Origin of the sequence: Rothia sp. P4278 (assembly GCF_048512945.1) — a bacterium.
Classification (GTDB): Bacteria; Actinomycetota; Actinomycetes; order Actinomycetales; family Micrococcaceae; genus Rothia.
The window spans coordinates 11,800-27,610 of record NZ_JBLXXU010000001.1 but is presented as its reverse complement, the minus strand read 5'-3'; the positions used below and the strand labels follow the sequence as shown (position 1 = coordinate 27,610).

The following is a 15,811-nucleotide window of genomic DNA, read 5'->3' as shown; positions in this document are numbered from 1 at the left end:
GCCTACCTTATGAATAATCCTCCTTATTTATTCCCCTGATGGGGGTGGGGTGCCAGGCACGCGCTGGCCGAAGGTCACTCCTTCCAGAAAGGCACGCGCCTTCTCCTGTTCCGGGTAGAGGGCTTCTAGTTCCCTAAATTGCGGGCTGTGGTTGGGTTCTAGAAAGTGGCAAAGCTCGTGAAAAATCACGGAATCAAGCACGTAGCCAGGAGCACCTTGCAAGGTGTGGGAGATGCGGATAGTGCGCTCAGCCGGTGTTGCTGACCCCCAGCGGTGCTGCTGGTTGGTGACCCAGCGGATAGATGAGGCAGACGGTGCCTGCGGGAGGTAGGCCCGGCGAAGTTTCTCAGCTCTTTGAGCCAAAAGCTCATCGGAAATAGCTCTGCTGTGGCTCTGTTTCTTTCGAGCCGCGCGGCGCTGTATTTTGGGGAGCAGGTTCTCTATGTAAATCTCAAGGTCCTCTGGTGTGCTGGATGCAGGAACCATCAGGCGAATCCGCCCGCCCTCAAGTGGCTGAGCCTGGACGGTGCGCCTGCGGCGGGTGGAGCGCACCACCTCAATCTCCGGGCGGTGCGCGGTGGCCGGCAGTACCTCTCGGATGCTAGCCATTTAAACTCCCTGAGGGGCGATGTCGTCCAAGAATCGTGAGCGCTTACGCCCAGCCCTACCGCCGGGGGTACGCGAGCGCGACCAGGTGAGGGTTAGGTAGGAGCGGGCGCGGGTGATGCCCACATAGAGTAGGCGGCGTTCTTCGTCCACCTCGTCACTGCTCTGGGCAAAGGAGATAGGCATGAGCCCCTCATTGAGGCCACAGAGGAAAACAGCCTCCCATTCCAAGCCCTTGGCTGAGTGCAGAGAGGCCAGGGTGACACCGTTGAGGGAGGGCGCGTCGCGGTGCTGGGAGCGTTGAATGAGGACAGCTACTAGCTCGTAGAGGGTGAGCTCCGGGGGCAGTTCGCTTGCACCGTTGGCTTGGGCCTGTTCACGCGCCAAGGTGCGCTCAGCAACCAGCCGGTCGGCCAGGGAAACCAGTGTTTCCAAGGACTCCCAGCGGGCGCGTTCCTGGCCTGAGCGCTGGGGCGCTTGGGGTGACCAGCCTAAGTTTTTGAGGTTATCGCGTACCAGCTGGGGTATAGAGTCGGTCTCTTCTGCGCCCTTGGCGGCACCCTGAAGCATGCTGATAGCGGCGCGCACCTCAGCCCGGTCAAAGAACTGTTCAGCACCGCGCAACTGGTAGTTGATGCCAAGGTCGTTAAGGGCCTGTTCCAGGGCGGCTGACTGGGAGTTGGTGCGGTAGAGCACAGCAATGTCAGCGGCGGGAATGCCGTCCTTTTCTATCAGGTCTTTAATGTCTTCGGCTATACCGATCGCTTCTTGCTCATCGTCAGCATACTCGAACCACTGGGGCGCCGGCCCTTCCGCACGCTGGGAAATAAGTTGAAGCGGGGGCGCCCAGGAGTAGCGGGTGGAGTCAGGACGCTGTTTGCGGGCGGCCAGCAGGCGGTTGGCTAGGCCGACCACCTGCGGGCTGGAACGGTAGTCGCGCACCAGTTTGACCACGGTGGCCTGCTCAAAACGGCTGCGGAATTCCAGCAGGTGGCGGCTGGTTGCACCAGCAAAGGAGTAGATGGTCTGGGAGGCATCGCCCACCACGCACAGGTCGTCGCGGGCACCCAGCCAGGCATCCAGAAGCCGCTGTTGGAGGGGCGAGACGTCCTGGTATTCATCAACCACAAAGTGCCGGTATTGCTGGTGAATCTGGGCGGCGATTTCGGGGTTCTCTTCGATAATTGCCACGGTCAGCAGAAGGATATCTTCAAAGTCGATGACGTTGCGTTCGTCTTTGAGTTCCTCGTAGGTGCGCAGCAGGCGGACCATGTCGATAGGGCTGATATCGGCGGGTAGTTCCCGGTGGGCCAGATGGGGCATGAGGGTCTCTGCGGTCAGCATGGAGACTTTGGCCCACTCAATTTCACTGGCAAGGTCGCGGACGATAGCGCGGTCAGTTGCCAGGCCCAGCCTGCGGGCCGACTCAATAATGTACTGGGCCTTGTTTTTGATGATTTCGGGCAGGCTCCCCCCAATGGCCTGGGGCCAGAAGTAGCGGAGCTGGCTTAGGGCGGCAGAGTGGAAGGTACGGGCCACCACTCCGGTAGCACCGAGCTGGCGCAGGCGCACCTTCATCTCTTCGGCGGCCCGGTTAGTAAAGGTTAGGGCCAGTACCGCGCGTGGGTTGTAGCGACCAATAGCGATGCCGTAGGCAATGCGGTGGGTAATAGCCCGGGTCTTACCAGTGCCAGCACCGGCCATAACGCACATGGGGCCAGACAACTCGGTCGCCACCCGGCGCTGTTCGGGGTCAAGGCCCTCCAGAATACTGTCAGCGGCGGGGGCGGTCAGGCTAATGGGGTGTGCCCGTAGTTTGTCCTGGTTCATGGTGCTACTCCCCTTGCCCTCGCTGTGTATCATTGGGCCCCGAGCAGGGCCGGTTATCTAGTCTACCGCTCTCCTTTAACCGGGAGCGGAGCGCCCAGCCAGTATTCTATGAGGTGGCGGGAGATTGAACCGGTGCCCGGGAGCTGAACCTCGCCCGAGCTATAGGCCCGGACCAGCTCCTGGCGGGTAAACCAGCGGATTCTTTCGATTTCCAGGCCGTCGGGTTTGACCGCTTGCGGGTTAGAAATCTCAGCCATAAAACCGCACATGAGCGAGCGCGGAAAAGGCCAGGGCTGTGACCCCAGGTAGCGCATGGCGCTTACCTGACCGCCGCACTCTTCGTAGACTTCCCGCAGGACCGCGCTTTCGAGGGCTTCCCCGCCCTCCACAAACCCAGCGAAGGTTGAGTAGCGCCCCGGCCCCCAGGCGCGGGCCTGGCCCAGCAGAATTTTCTCTGCTCCCTCCCAGCGAGCGGTCACTGCGCTAATCACCGCCGGATCGGTGCGGGGGAAAATCTCGCGGCCCGATTCACTGACCCGCACCCAGCCGGCCCGGGTAGCGAATGTAGCCTGCCCGGTAGCCGGGTCAAAACCTGCCGAAGCGTGCCAGGCGGTCAAGGAGGCAGCCGAAGCTAGCACCCGACCCCAGGCATAGGCCAGGCTCGACCCGCCGTAACCGTAAGCCGCATAGTCACGGATGCCCACCCAGCGACCACCGGCACGGGCCGCCAGCACCTGGGCGATGCCTGCTTCTTGGTTCTCAAAGCCCTGGGCCACTATCGGGCCAAGGCACAAGAAATCTTCAAACCGATCAGTCAGCGCAAGAACGGGGGCCTGCCCTAGCTGGGGTTGACCCGGCCCCTGTGATGCGCTCGTGTTCTGCGCGCGGGAGCATAGACTGCCGGCGTAGAGCAGACTAACCTGCCGGTGCCTATCCACCGCCGTGTAATCCAGCAGGGCAGCAGTATTCAGCTCAAAAATCTCTGCTAGATTCAGGGGCACCGGGCGTTCACCCTCCCCCACCAAAACGCGACCAGAATCCACGGCAACCAGGTAGGGCCGTTGCGCCCAGGGGTAAAGCTCCCGCCAGCAGGTAGGTAAAGCCGGGTCAAGCTCACCGGCCAGTGCCCGCCCCAAACCTGCGAAAAAGCCCTCGACCTCCCGCGCCCCTGCACAGGCAGGCACCCCATCAGCCACCAGCGGTAGCGGCCCCAAAGGCCTGAGCACACCGGGAGCAAGGCCCCTACCCGCCCCATCGGCTAAGAGATTGGTCAAATTCTCAGCGTTCATCTCCAATTCATCCCGTCTTCTCTTGTACCCTTGGAAGTGTGACTTCAACTCCCCTTCAACTTGCCGCCATCGTATCAGCAGGCGTACCCGGGCTCTACCCCGTAGCCGCACTGCCCTCAGCCGACGATGCCCTCGACTTCGACTCAGCTATCATCATCGACTCAGCCGACAAACGCTGGCGCGTGCGTGCACCCAAACACCCCGAAGCCAGCGTGCGCCTTGAAGCCGAACACGTTATCCTCCAGTCTTTCTCGCCCGGTATCCGCGCCCGTCTGCCCTTTTTGGTACCCACCATCGTAGGAACCGTACCGCTCGATGGCCGCCAAGCCTTCATCTACACCCACATCCCGGGTAAGCACTGCGACATCGACGAGCTAGCCGATATCTCCTACTCCACCCGCGAGGGCAAAACCAACATCGCCGATGAGATCGCCCACTACATCGCCACCATTCACGTCTTCCCCACCACCATCGTTGAAGAAGCCGACCTGCCGGTCTACACCGGCGAACAGATCCGGGAACGCCGCCTAGCCGAGCTTGACCGCGCCGTAGCTACCGGCAAAGTCCCCTCAGGTCTGCTCACCCGCTGGGAACAGCAACTCAATAACTCCGCCATGTGGCAATTCCGCCCCCGCGTGATTCACGGCGACCTCAACGAAGACAACCTAGTACTCGACCAGAAAAAGGTCGTCGAAATTACCGGCTGGTCCGAGGTCTGTGTAGGCGACCCTGCCCAAGACTTTGCCTGGCTCTACGCCTGCGAAGACCCCCTCTTTAGGGAGCGGATCTTTGAAACCTACCGCAAAGAAATGCCCCAGGAGCCCGACCGCAACCTAGAAGCCCGCGCCAGCCTCTACGCAGAGTTCGGCCTGGCTCAGTGGCTTATTCGGGGCACCGAGCTTGAAGACCGCGTCATGATCTCTGAGGCGGTCTCCATGCTCAATCACCTTGAAGCCGAACTGCTTGCTGTCAAGGCGCTTGCCCCGGCCCTGGACGAGGAAAAACCCCAGCCCCTGGACTAGCTCTAGCCTTCCCGCCCCAGCTTCTCGGCCCGGGCCAGGGCCTTCTCCAGCTCTTGCAGACTACTAAAACGGGTAATTTCTTTAGTTTGGCCCGTTGAGGCATAGAAGAAGTAGGCCCGGACCTGCTCCGGTACAATCCCCTGCAGGCGAGCAAAACCCAGCCGGTAAAGCGAAAGCTGAACCGACCGCTTTTTAAGTTCCTTCTCCGTACGCGGGGGCCGACCGGTCTTCCAGTCCACCAGTTCCCAGACAGTCTGCCCCTGCTCATCAACGGTGGTAAAGACCGCGTCAATACGGCCACGCACCGTCACAGCACCCAGTGGAGTTTCTAGGGGATACTCCAGCGCCCAAGGGGTTCGGTCCGCCCACTCACTGCCCAAGAAGTTCTCTTGAAGCTGGGGCAGGTTCAGCTCTTGGTCAGCGACATCATCGTCAAAATCTTCATCCACATCCAGCATGCCGGTCTGCCCAAAATGCTCCTCTACCCAGCTATGGAAGAGGGTACCCTGGCGGGCGGCAATACCCGGCCTCTGCGGCATGGGCCTGCGAATCTGGGCCAGCACCTGCTCGGGTGAAGCCACCAGGTTCACCAGCAAGGAGGCAGAAAGATGCCCCGGTAGTTCAAAGTCACTCTCGGCAGGTGGTGCAGCAAGCAGAGCCAGCAGAAGCTCGGTTTCCTCCTGCCAGTCCTCGAGGGTTTTAAGGGTCTGCGCTCTCTGCTCCGCACTTAGCTCAGCAAGGGCCTGCTCGGGACTGGGCCCCTCCTGCGGGTCAAGACCGCCACGCACCACGTTCCGGGCCGCCCGCTCCACCACCTGCCGGGGGGTTAGCCCCGTAGCAGACCCGACTGCTACCGGCTCCACCTGCAGGGGAGCATCGGTGGCGGATTCAAGTTCTTCTAGGCTCTGCCAGGTGCGCACCTGCGGCCCGTCAAAGGGGTCAAAAGGCCAGGCGGCGGTGGTGATGCTAGCCGACTGCGGGTTGGCAACACCCACCTGGTCCTCATCCACCCTGGCGATTACCTCCGCCAGCGGGGTGGGGGCCTGGATAAGTTCTTCCACAAACTCCGAGAATGCACGGGGCTTAGTTGCGGTACCCTTCCAGGCCGAACTGGTCAGGGTAAGCAGGGAACGCGCACGGGTAAAACCCACATAGGCTAAACGGCGCTCTTCACCGATGCGGTGCTCCACAGCCTGCTCCGAGAGCAGGGCGGTAAACTCGCCCAGGTCGCGCAGGTTTTCAAAGTCCTCGCGCCAACCGGGCAGATAGTTTGCGTCCCCGCGCAGGGGCCAGGGCAGGGTACTACTCTTCTTAGTCCACCGCTCATCCTTAGCATCGGGGAACTCTCCGACCGCCAAACCGGGCACATAGACATGATCCCATTCCAGGCCCTTAGAAGCGTGGACGGTCAGAAGCTGGACGGCATCGTGCCGGGGAGCCTCAGCGGCCATATCCAGCCCGGACTCTTCCTGAGCAGCGGCATCCAACCAAGCCAAAAAACCGCTGATGCCTGAGGCTGACGAAGCGCTAGAACTCAGCGAGAAGCGCACGGTGTTTTCGCCCTCCTCCGCCTCCAGACCCTTAGCTGCGGCCAGAAGCAGGGCGTTCACGCGGGGGGCGCTGGCCTCATAGGAGGCCGCGACCTCCTGGAAAGCGTCCAGGTGGCGGCGGGCAAGGGCCGAACGGGTGCCGGAGCGGGCGGCCAACTCAATATCAAGCAGTAGGGTGCGCTCAATTTCAGTCAGCAGGGTGCCCAGGTCATCGGCAGTGAACTGGCGCAGGTGCTCTAACTCCTGGGCAAGCAGGTGCAGGCGGTGCAGGCCCTCATCGGTGATACTCCGCCCGGTGCGCGGTGATACCCACCCCGGCTCGGGCAGATTCTCCAGGGCCTCAACCAGGGAGGAGCCATCGGTGACATCGGGGGCCGCCGCCTGCAGGAGCCTGCGGTAGGCCTCTTCCGGTGCTAGTTCTTCCTCCTTCCCCTGGGTAGCAGGGCTTGGGGCCCTATCCAGGCCGTCCAGGATTTCCTGTTCAGCCCGCACCTGGGCATACTCAGCGGCCATACCGTAGCGGATTTCCAGCTCACGCTGGCGTTTGAGAACCCCCGACCACTCAGCAAAAGCCAGCAGGTCAGAAACACCCAGTCGCCAGCGGGCACCGGCCAGTAGGCGCATGAGCGCATCCGACCGTCCCGGGTCACTGAGCACGCGCAGGACGGCTACCGTATCGACGATCTCGGGGGTATCGAGCAGACCGCCCAGGCCCACCACCTGGTAGGGAAGGCCCAGCTCGTCCAGGGCCTCACGGATAGGCTCCATCATGGCCCGCTTCTTGCAGAGCACCGCCATGGTGGGCATCTGGCTCAGCGGTTCATGGGCCCAGCGAGCACGTTCTGAGGCGATCTGCTGAGCCAGGGCACGAGCCTCGTGCTGGTCGGTCAGATAGTTGCCCACCAGCACACGGCCAGCGTCGGCCTGCTCACGGGGCTTTAGAGCGGGCACCTCGATGCGGTGGGCCGAACGTACCCACTCCGGCTGAGAACTCAGCGGGGCGGCGCTGTAGTTAGCCACATCCAAAATCGCCCGGTCGTTACGCCAGGCCACCGTCAGGTAGCTGGCGCTGCAGTCCTGGGCAGGGAAATAATCGTAGAAGCTAAAGAGCTGACCGTCCGATGCCCCACGGAAACCATAAATAGACTGTTTGGGGTCGCCCACCGCCATGACCGGGTGGGCCTCACGCCCCTTAGAAGCACTAAAAAGGTCGGAGAACAACTGCATCTGAGCGTGGGAGGTGTCCTGGAACTCATCAAGCAGAACCACCCGGTAGCGCTCGCGCTCAGTCTCAGCGGCCAGGGGAACCTCGCGGGCAATCCTGGCGGCGTAGGCAATGAGATCACCGTAGTCCATGACCTGCATACCTGCCTTGATGGCAGAGTAGCGTTTGACCAGGTCTGCGTAGAATATTCGCAGGTCAAGGTTCTGGACGATTTCTCTCTGCTCACCGGTAGCCCCTTTGACTGTGGGCTTGCCCAGGGGCGCAATGGAGGCCCGGGTCTTCAGGCACCACTCAATGACTTGGTCGGGGCTGACCAGGTGCTCGGCGCACTCGCCCGAAAGCTCAATGACAGCCTTCACCATAGTGGATTTAGCCACCTCTTTTTCGGGGAGCTTACCGTCATAGTGCTCCACAATTTGAGCCACTAGCTGCCAGGTCTGCGCCCCGCCGAGCATCTGGGCATCGTCCTCAATGCCCAGGCGCAAACCGTACTGGGAAACCAGCGTATTGGCGTAGGAATGGTAGGTGGAAATGGTGGGGTCGGAGGTCATGTTCTCGCCCCGCTCCCCCGGCACCTGGCGAACCAGCCCCTGTCTGCGCAGTTCTTCAAGGCGGGAGCGCATACGCTCGCGTAGCTCACCGGCGGCCTTGCGGGTAAAGGTCACGCCCAGCACCTGGTCAGCCCGCACCAGGCCGTTGGCTACCAACCAGACCACGCGGTCTACCATGGTGGCCGTTTTGCCGGACCCGGCACCGGCCACCACTAGGCGGGGCACCAGCGGAGAAGAAATGATAGCGGATTGTTCAGGTGTGGGTTCTGGCCGCCCCAGGGCTTGGGCTATCTGCTCAGGGGTCAGGAAGGGCTGGGCAGCGGTGGGGTCGTAGCTGGTCATGATTCTCCTGAAACTTACTGGGCAGGGCGGTGGGTAATGGTGCGTCCCCGTGAACACAGCGGGCAGATATCGGGCAGGGCACAGCCGATGCCGAAGAGGCCACCGGCGGTATGGCGAGCTTGGAGCTCCCGACCCGCAATCAGGACGGCGGCCCGGTTGATGAGCTCTACGGCCCAGGTGCTCTCTGCGGTGAGAGGTGCCTGCTCCTGTTCGCTGTAGCTGGCAGTTGAGCCACCTAGCTGTAGCAGCAGGGCACCGCCGGAGAGCTCCTGCAGGCCGGTTAGCACCGGTACCTGGCGGCCCCCAACCTCCTGAGTGGGAAGATCCAAGCTAGCGGACTGGGCTTGTTCCCGGTCGGGGGCAAGGGCCTGGCGCATGAGGGCACCGGCACCGGCTTCGAGGGCGACCTGGTAGGCCGCCAGTTGAGGGTGGCGTTCCAGCTCGGCCCGGGTGGGCTTCTGCTTGCCGGTCTTTATATCAAGAATCAGGAAACGCCCCAGCTGGTCCACCTCAATACGGTCCACGCGGCCCGAGAGCAGGGCGTCCCGGGCAGGTCCGGGCACCAGCACGCTGAAGGAGCCTTCTACACCCACCAGGGAACGGCCCTTGGATTTGAGTTCACGCACATAGTCGGCAAAACGCTGAATCATCTTCTCTGCCCGCTCCACCAGTTTCTGACTCTCCCAGGTGTCGGGCAGGCCCAGCTGGGGTAGGCGGCGGTGCAGTTCATCGCGCAAATCGGTGCCGTTGGCATCGGGCATCTCTTCGCAGATGGCATGAATCAGGGTACCCAGGGAGCGGGAGGTGTCGGTGGCCGCTTCAGCGCGGGAGGCGGCCACAAACCAGTCCAGGGGCGACCGGTGAATCTTCTCAATCTGTGAAGGCGACACCGGGACCGGCCCTGAACCATCAAAAGCCGGGCTGGTCGAGGACAGCGGGAGCATGCCCCACCAGGAGGCCGGTGAAGCACCGGGTAGGGTGAAGCCAGCGGTCTGGTCGGGGTCAGCCAGCCGGTGCAGGAGCCGGGCGGCGGCCTCAGCCTTGGCCGGTGAAAGATGCTGGGCCTCAGCCCACTGGCGGAGCTCAGCAATCAGCGAGCGCAGGGTCATGGGCCTGCGAACCTCGGTGAGTTCCCGTTCACCGCCGGGGGCCGGGGCGAAGATATCGAGCAGTTCGCTGGGTGCCTGGTCCGGGGACGAGACGGCGGTGCACACCACCCGGTCGCTGGCGCGGGAGATGGCGGTGGAGAACATGCGGATTTCGTCATAGCGGGTGGCGCGCAGGCGTTCGGTCAGGAGCTGGCCTCGGCTGACGCCCTGCGCTGGCTGGGGGCCGCCGCTCTGCTGGTTACCTGCCAGGGAGCCGATGGCCGCATCGACCAGGTCAAGACTGCCCAGTAGTGAGCCGCGCACGGTGGTGTTGGGCCAGGTGCCGTCTTGGAGCCCAGCTACATAGACGGTGTCCCACTGGCGGCCAGCGGCCAGGGCGGGTGTCATGATTTCCAGTGCGTCCCGGTAGCTGGTGCGCTCGGCCAGGGTATCCATGGGCAGGTCTTGGGCATCGATGTAGGCCAGGAACTGTTCGGCGGTAGCGCCGGGCATCTGGTCGGTGTAGCGTTCGGCGGCTTCGAAGAGGCCGATCATGGCGTCGATGTCGCGGCTGGCTCGGTCGGCACCACTGCCCCCGGTGGTGGATTGCTCTTGCCACAGGGGCCCCAGCCCCGATGCCTCCCAGAGTGCCCACAGCACGGTCTCGGCGGTAGCACCGGCCTGGTCAAGAGCGCGATCACCAGCGGTCAGCACGGCGGCCAGTCTGCGGGCGGCCGGCCCGGCCCCTGTGCTAGGGAGCAGGTGCGGATTGACCAGGGCTTCTACCAGTAGGGCGTCGCTATCGCGGTTGCCACCGGCTCGCAGTTCATCGGCACGAAGCCGCTGGCGGAGCCTACGGATTTCCATGGTGGATGCCCCGCCCAGGCGGGAGGTCAGCAGGGCAACAGCAGTGTCAGCCCCCAGGCCCCAGCGGGCAAGAGCATCTGCGGTCCCGGCTCCGGTGGGTTGTGCACCAGCCGGTAGGCCCTCAGCCTGCGGTCTCTCGGTATCAGAGTTTTCTGTGCTGGGAGTTTCCATGCTATCTGGGCTCTGCGGTTCGGTGCCCCCGCTCTTTTCCGCTTCGGCTTCTCGCAGGGAGCGGGTATGCAAAATCAGGCTCAGCGCGTCCAGGAAGGGGCGTACCGCAGGTTCGTCACGCACGGGAGTCAGCGAAGCGGCGGTCGCCACGGGAATACCAAGATTACTCAAAGCTCGTTTGAGGCGGGTGACGTCGGAGCCCTTACGCACAATAATGGCGCTCCGTTTGAAGGCTCTGCCCCTGAACAGGTGGTCTTCCAGAATCATTTGGGCAATCAGCTGGTTTTCCTGCTGCGGGTTCTCCACCACCAGGCCCATGACCGATGGACGGCTATCGCCCGCCTTTTCGGGGTTGAGCAGGGAGCCGTCATCGCCCAGGGGTAGCAGGGCCTGCTCACTGGGTGCTTGCGGTGCCGGGTCAAGCTGGCGGGTGTGGGCGGCATGAGCCAGCAGGGGAAGGCGCTGAGCCACGGCCTGCCAGCGCTGGGCAAGCTCGGGGGCCATGCGCCAGCTGGTGCTTAGGTGATAGGTTTCAAGCCGACCGGCAAAGACCCCTGGCAGGGTGCTGGCTAAGTGGGGGCTGGCCCCGCGGAAGCCCTGCACCACGGTGTCCGTGCAAGAGGTGAGGGTGACGGCTGGCCGGTGGGCAAAGGCGGCGGTTATGTCGTCTGCCTGTTGGCGGGCTAGCTCAGCCGTGGCACCGGCGCTCTCTGCCAGGAAACCGGCGGCATCGTGCCCCACCAGCACCGTGAGCAGGCGGTAAATTGAGGGGGTCAGCTCCTGGATATCGTCGATGAGCACCAGGTCAAACCTCGCCCGCTCAGCGGTCAGCAGGGCCGGGTTGGCGACCAGGGCTTTGACTGCCTCGTGGATCAGCCCGGCAGGGTCATAGGCGTGGGGTGCGCGCAGGGCACGGACCTGGCGGTATTCGGTGTAGAGAGCGGCAAGCGCCACCCATTCGGGCCGGTTCAGGCTCTCCCCGAGTTCCCGCACCCGCTCAGCGGTGAGGTCGTATTCGGCCATGCGGTCAAAAAAGTCACGGATCTCGTGGCGGAAGCCCCGAGTATCCAGAGCCTCACGCAGGTCATGGGGCCAGGTGAGGGTACTCCCCTGCCCCTGGCGGTGCCCCTCCAAAAGTTCTTTGAGCAGGACATCTTGTTCCGGCCCGCTCAGGAGCTTGGGAGAAAACTCAACCCCGGGCAGGTAGCCCTGGATGTGGGCGCGGCGGAGTAGGTCAAAAGCGTAGGCCTGCCAGGCGCGTACCGGAGCGCTGGAAACGGTGGCGGTGATACGGGCGGAAAGAGCCTCACGGAAGCGGGTTGCGCTCACACGGGTTGGGGTGAGAACGAGCAGGCGGGCGGGGTCAGCCCCCGACTCAATATGTTCAACAGCCTGGGCGAGCAAGCTATGGGTTTTGCCGGTGCCCGGGGCACCCAAAATCAGGGTCGCGGAGCCTGACGGGGGGAGGTTCTCACTCATAGGGGTCTTTCTGGGGCCGGGCGGGTTCTTGCTCTGTGAATATTCTTCTTCCATACCATCATAGGTGGCTGACACTTTAAGCATGCCGTCTATTGTGCCCTCCAATATTTAGCCGGAGCGGGCTGAGCGGCTACTATCGGTAGTATGACTTCTTGGACCGAGCTTCCCCGCGCCACCTTTGACCTTGAAACCACGGGCGTTGACCCGCAGACTGCCCGCATCGTCACCGCTTCCTTGGTGCTGGTTGACCCGGAGGGCGAGGTTCTGCGCGCCGGTGAGTGGCTAGCTGACCCCGGGGTTGAGATCCCAGAGCAGGCGGCGGCGGTCCACGGCATCACCACCGAGTACGCCCGTGAGCACGGCCAACCCGCCCAGAAAGTAGCCTACGAGGTGGCTATGGCACTTGGCGGTCTCTTTGCCGATGGTGTCCCCGTGATTGCTTTTAACGCCTCCTACGATTTTTCGGTCCTTAACCAGGAGCTGGCCCGCTACGGCTACCCAGCTCTGACCTGCTACCCGGTTCTTGATCCCCTGGTTATTAATAAGCGGGTTCACAAGTTTAAGAAGGGTAAGCGCACCCTGGAGGTGCTGGCCGGTGAGTACGGGGTGGACCTGGAAAACGCGCATACATCTAAGGACGACGCGTTGGCTGCCGAGCGTCTCCTGACCGCTATGAGCCTTGAGTACCCGGAGATTGAGCAAGCCGCAACCGCCTTGCACGAGCTCCAGGTGACCTGGGCTGCTGAGCAGGCCGCTGAGCTTCAGGACTACTTCAACCGCATCGGCAAGCAGGCCGAGGTTTCCGGCCAATGGCCGGTGCGCACCTACGCCTAGCCCAAGTCCTCGTAGCGCCCCAGCCACAGGGTCAGTAGGCTCTGGAGTTGTTCCCGTTCCTCGTTTGAGAAATGAGATACCAGTCGTTTCTCATTCTCCATATGCGCTTCGAAGGCGCGATTAATTGTCTCAAGGCCACGCATGGTAAGACGGACCAGCTTTGACCTTCCATCAAGCTCCGGGCTACTAGTACGTTCTACGAGTCCTGCTTTTTCCAGCCGGTCTAATCGTTTACTGGTCCCCCCGGTAGTGACCATAGTTCCGTAGGCTATATCAGCTGGCCGCATTTCGTAGGGAGCTCCCTGTCGCCTGAGTGTACAGAGAATATCGAATTCCCCTTCGTTGAGCCCGTATTCTCGGTAGACAGCAGTGATGTCTTCGGTTAGGTAACGAGCTAGCCGGTGAAGTCGCCCGATGATGCTCTGCGGTGCTAAATCTATTTCTGGGCGTTCACGCCGCCATTGCTCTTGGATGTAATCTACCCGGTCCATATTTACCCTCCCATTGACAGATAGCTTCCATGGAAGTAAATTTTGCTTCCATGGAAGTTAATTCTAGGTCAAAGATTCTCATCACCGCTATTGCCCCGCTTATCTGGGGTTCCACCTACTATGTGACCCGGCATTTCCTGCCTATGGACTATCCGCTCACCGGCTCAGCAATTCGCGCCCTACCAGCAGGCCTGCTTCTCCTCCTTTTCACGCGTCAGCTCCCCCGAGGTATCTGGTGGCTCAAAACCCTGGTTATTAGCTCCCTCACCATCTCCGGTTTCTTCGTGCTGGTTTATCTTGCCGGTAGTCGCCTGCCCAGCAGTATCGCCGCACTCATTATGGCGCTCTCTCCCATCGCCACTATCCTCATGGCCCGACTCCTCCTCAATGAGCGCATCACCACCCCTAAGCTGATGGGTGGAATCTTGGGCATAATTGGTGTAGCTCTCCTCCTGGGTGGGTTCAGCGGGACACTCGATGTTCTGGGCCTAGTTGCATCGGCCTGTGCCATGCTGACCTCAGCGCTAGGCTTTGTGCTCACCCGCCGCTGGCAACCACCCGTAGGACCAGCCGCTTTCACCGCCTGGCAACTCACTGCGGGCGGCTTGGTTTTGTTCCCGCTAGCTCTAGTACTAGAAGGGCCACTACCCCCACAGGAACCCGTCACCTACGCCGGTTATGCCTACATCATCATCTTCGCAAGCGTGGTGGCCTACCTCTGCTGGTTCAGTGGCCTGGCACATCTACAGGCTTCAACGGTCAGCATCATTGGGCTACTCAACCCGCTCACCGGGCTCCTGCTGGGTACCCTGCTAGCGGGCGAATCACTCACCCTCTTCCAGGGGCTAGGTTGCCTGCTCATCCTTACCGGGATCATGTGGGGCACCGGCACCCTCCGTCTATCCCGCACAAGGGCATAAAATAAACACCGTCACGCTCTTCGAGAGGCCACTTAGGGGGACGACTCAACTAGATTAGATAGAGGAGAAATACCCCACAAACTAGCCCAAAGGACGACCGTGAACGAGCCAGCACCCACCGGCGGCATCTATATGGGGGCTAACCCTACCGCCCACCAGCGCCTTGTTGCCCAATCGGCGGTAGTCATGCAGCTAGGTCTTCTCTTGATGAAATCGGGCGCTAGCGCTTACCGGGTTAAGGCCTCAATGGCCCGCCTGGCCAAAGCGGTGGGGCTGGATGAGCACCACGCCCACATCACCTTCACCGAAATCTCCACCACCGCCTACGCCGGTGAGCACTTCCGCACCGAAATCGCCGAAACCCGCACCAAGGGCATCAACGCCTACAAGATTGACCTACTCGGGGATTTTGTGTCCTCCCTACCCGAGCAGATTGACCCCGCCGTAGCCGCAGCCACACTGACCCGTATTGAGAAGAAAAAGCCCCTCTACGCGCCCTGGCTTCTCGCCCTGGCCGCTGGCCTGGCCTGTGCCGGCTTCGCCTTCCTTAACCGGGGCGGACCCATTGAGTGCGCGGTGGTCCTACTTTCAGCCTTCGCGGGGCAGTTGCTACGCTCCAAACTCGTGCACAAGGGTATGAACCATATGGCGGTCTGGCTCCTGTGCGGCCTACTCTCGGCTGGTCTGTATGTGGCAACCATGAACGCCCTGATTCTGCCGGGGCTGATAGCCGATAACCACCTGGTCGGCTTTATCTCCTCGGTCCTCTACCTGGTTCCGGGCTTCCCACTGGTCACGGGCCTCTTGGATATAGCCCGCATGGATTTCGCCTCGGGCATCTCTAGGCTCACCTATGTCACTCTGCTACTCACCAGTGCCTCGGGTGCAGTCTGGCTGGTGGCTCTACTCTTTAGTCTGCCCCTGGAACAGGCTCCGCCGCCTCATCTGCCCCTGCCTGGGCTTATCATTTTGCAGGTACTGGCCAGTTTCACCGCCGCCTACGGCTTCGCCATGCTTTTCTCTGCCACTCCCCTGGCCTGTACTTGGGCGGGGCTGATAGCGGCCCTGGTGAACCCCGGCAGGATCTGGCTCACCGAGGCAGGCTGGGCACCGCACCTGGCTATTGCCCTGGCTGTCTTTACGGCGGGTGTGCTATCTGAGGTTATTACCCCGCTTTACCAGCGGCGATTCTCCCGTATCTCTCTGTCTGTCCCGGCGGCTGTCACCATGGTCCCGGGGGTCATGTTCTACATGTCCATGGCCCATTTCTCCAACGGAGATGTGGCTCAGGCTCTCAACAGTCTGGTGCGGGTTCTGCTGATTTTCCTTGCCCTGGGAATGGGGCTGGCTTTCTCCCGCCTGCTCATGGACCGTGACTGGCTCTACGACCGGGACACCCAGAACCTGGGGGCGCTCTCCAAGGAGCACATGCGTTAAAACCCTGTACACATCTTTGAGAAACGAAGCCCCGCCCCGGTCTTTTACCGGTGCGGGGCTTCTAGGCTCTACGGCGGGGACCTCTGGCCCCGTCCTGAGCTGGTCTAGC

At 62.1% G+C, this 15,811-nt stretch carries 10 protein-coding genes; 4 read left to right on the top strand and 6 right to left on the bottom strand.

The features are described from left to right. Nucleotides 1-27: 27 nt before the first annotated feature. From ACN085_RS00105 to nudC, 3 genes are all read right to left on the bottom strand, one after another. Nucleotides 28-609, bottom strand: a complete 582-nt coding sequence (locus ACN085_RS00105; protein ID WP_419110196.1) for a M48 family metallopeptidase — start codon at nucleotides 607-609, stop codon at nucleotides 28-30. Next, nucleotides 610-2,436, bottom strand: coding sequence for an ATP-dependent helicase (locus tag ACN085_RS00100; protein WP_419110195.1), 1,827 nt, complete (start codon nucleotides 2,434-2,436; stop codon nucleotides 610-612). It lies immediately after the preceding gene. 62 nt (nucleotides 2,437-2,498) lie between these two features. Then, nucleotides 2,499-3,725, bottom strand: a complete 1,227-nt coding sequence (gene nudC / locus ACN085_RS00095; RefSeq protein ID WP_419110194.1) for an NAD(+) diphosphatase — start codon at nucleotides 3,723-3,725, stop codon at nucleotides 2,499-2,501. Nucleotides 3,726-3,763: 38 nt separating this feature from the next. Between nudC and ACN085_RS00090 the strand changes: the two genes are divergently transcribed. Further along, nucleotides 3,764-4,747 (top strand): phosphotransferase, encoded by a 984-nt coding sequence (locus ACN085_RS00090; protein ID WP_419100569.1) that lies wholly within the window; start codon nucleotides 3,764-3,766, stop codon nucleotides 4,745-4,747. 2 nt (nucleotides 4,748-4,749) lie between these two features. Here ACN085_RS00090 and ACN085_RS00085 read toward each other — a convergent pair whose 3' ends face one another. Both ACN085_RS00085 and ACN085_RS00080 read right to left on the bottom strand, forming a co-directional pair. Beyond that, nucleotides 4,750-8,415 carry a UvrD-helicase domain-containing protein gene (locus ACN085_RS00085; protein ID WP_419110193.1) on the bottom strand — a complete coding sequence of 1,222 codons (3,666 nt, stop codon included), beginning with the start codon at nucleotides 8,413-8,415 and terminating at the stop codon, nucleotides 4,750-4,752. Between the two features lie 14 nt (nucleotides 8,416-8,429). Further along, a complete protein-coding gene (locus ACN085_RS00080; protein ID WP_419110192.1) occupies nucleotides 8,430-12,020 on the bottom strand; it encodes a PD-(D/E)XK nuclease family protein in 3,591 nt (1,196 codons plus the stop codon). Nucleotides 12,021-12,164: 144 nt separating this feature from the next. On the opposite strand from ACN085_RS00080, the gene ACN085_RS00075 reads away from it, so the two are divergent. Further along, on the top strand, nucleotides 12,165-12,854 hold the full coding sequence (locus ACN085_RS00075; protein ID WP_419100572.1) for a 3'-5' exonuclease: 690 nt from the start codon (nucleotides 12,165-12,167) through the stop codon (nucleotides 12,852-12,854). On the opposite strand, the gene ACN085_RS00070 is transcribed toward ACN085_RS00075, so the two are convergent. Then, nucleotides 12,851-13,345, bottom strand: coding sequence for a MarR family winged helix-turn-helix transcriptional regulator (locus ACN085_RS00070; RefSeq protein WP_419100573.1), 495 nt, complete (start codon nucleotides 13,343-13,345; stop codon nucleotides 12,851-12,853). The two genes, ACN085_RS00075 and ACN085_RS00070, sit on opposite strands and share 4 nt — an antisense overlap. 50 nt (nucleotides 13,346-13,395) lie before the next feature. Between ACN085_RS00070 and ACN085_RS00065 the strand changes: the two genes are divergently transcribed. Then, complete coding sequence (locus ACN085_RS00065; protein ID WP_419110191.1) at nucleotides 13,396-14,265, top strand: DMT family transporter; 870 nt, start codon at nucleotides 13,396-13,398, stop codon at nucleotides 14,263-14,265. A gap of 99 nt (nucleotides 14,266-14,364) precedes the next feature. After that, nucleotides 14,365-15,702: a threonine/serine ThrE exporter family protein gene (locus ACN085_RS00060; RefSeq protein ID WP_419110190.1), complete on the top strand. Its 1,338-nt coding sequence runs from the start codon at nucleotides 14,365-14,367 to the stop codon at nucleotides 15,700-15,702. Nucleotides 15,703-15,811: the final 109 nt, after the last annotated feature.

Coding starts and splice junctions, on each gene's coding strand:
- ACN085_RS00105 (WP_419110196.1), bottom strand. CDS start 609: ATGGCTAGCATCCGAGAGGTACTGCCGGCCACCGCGCACCGCCCGGAG.
- ACN085_RS00100 (WP_419110195.1), bottom strand. CDS start 2,436: ATGAACCAGGACAAACTACGGGCACACCCCATTAGCCTGACCGCCCCC.
- nudC (WP_419110194.1), bottom strand. CDS start 3,725: ATGAACGCTGAGAATTTGACCAATCTCTTAGCCGATGGGGCGGGTAGG.
- ACN085_RS00085 (WP_419110193.1), bottom strand. CDS start 8,415: ATGACCAGCTACGACCCCACCGCTGCCCAGCCCTTCCTGACCCCTGAG.
- ACN085_RS00080 (WP_419110192.1), bottom strand. CDS start 12,020: ATGAGTGAGAACCTCCCCCCGTCAGGCTCCGCGACCCTGATTTTGGGT.
- ACN085_RS00075 (WP_419100572.1), top strand. CDS start 12,165: ATGACTTCTTGGACCGAGCTTCCCCGCGCCACCTTTGACCTTGAAACC.
- ACN085_RS00070 (WP_419100573.1), bottom strand. CDS start 13,345: ATGGACCGGGTAGATTACATCCAAGAGCAATGGCGGCGTGAACGCCCA.
- ACN085_RS00065 (WP_419110191.1), top strand. CDS start 13,396: ATGGAAGTTAATTCTAGGTCAAAGATTCTCATCACCGCTATTGCCCCG.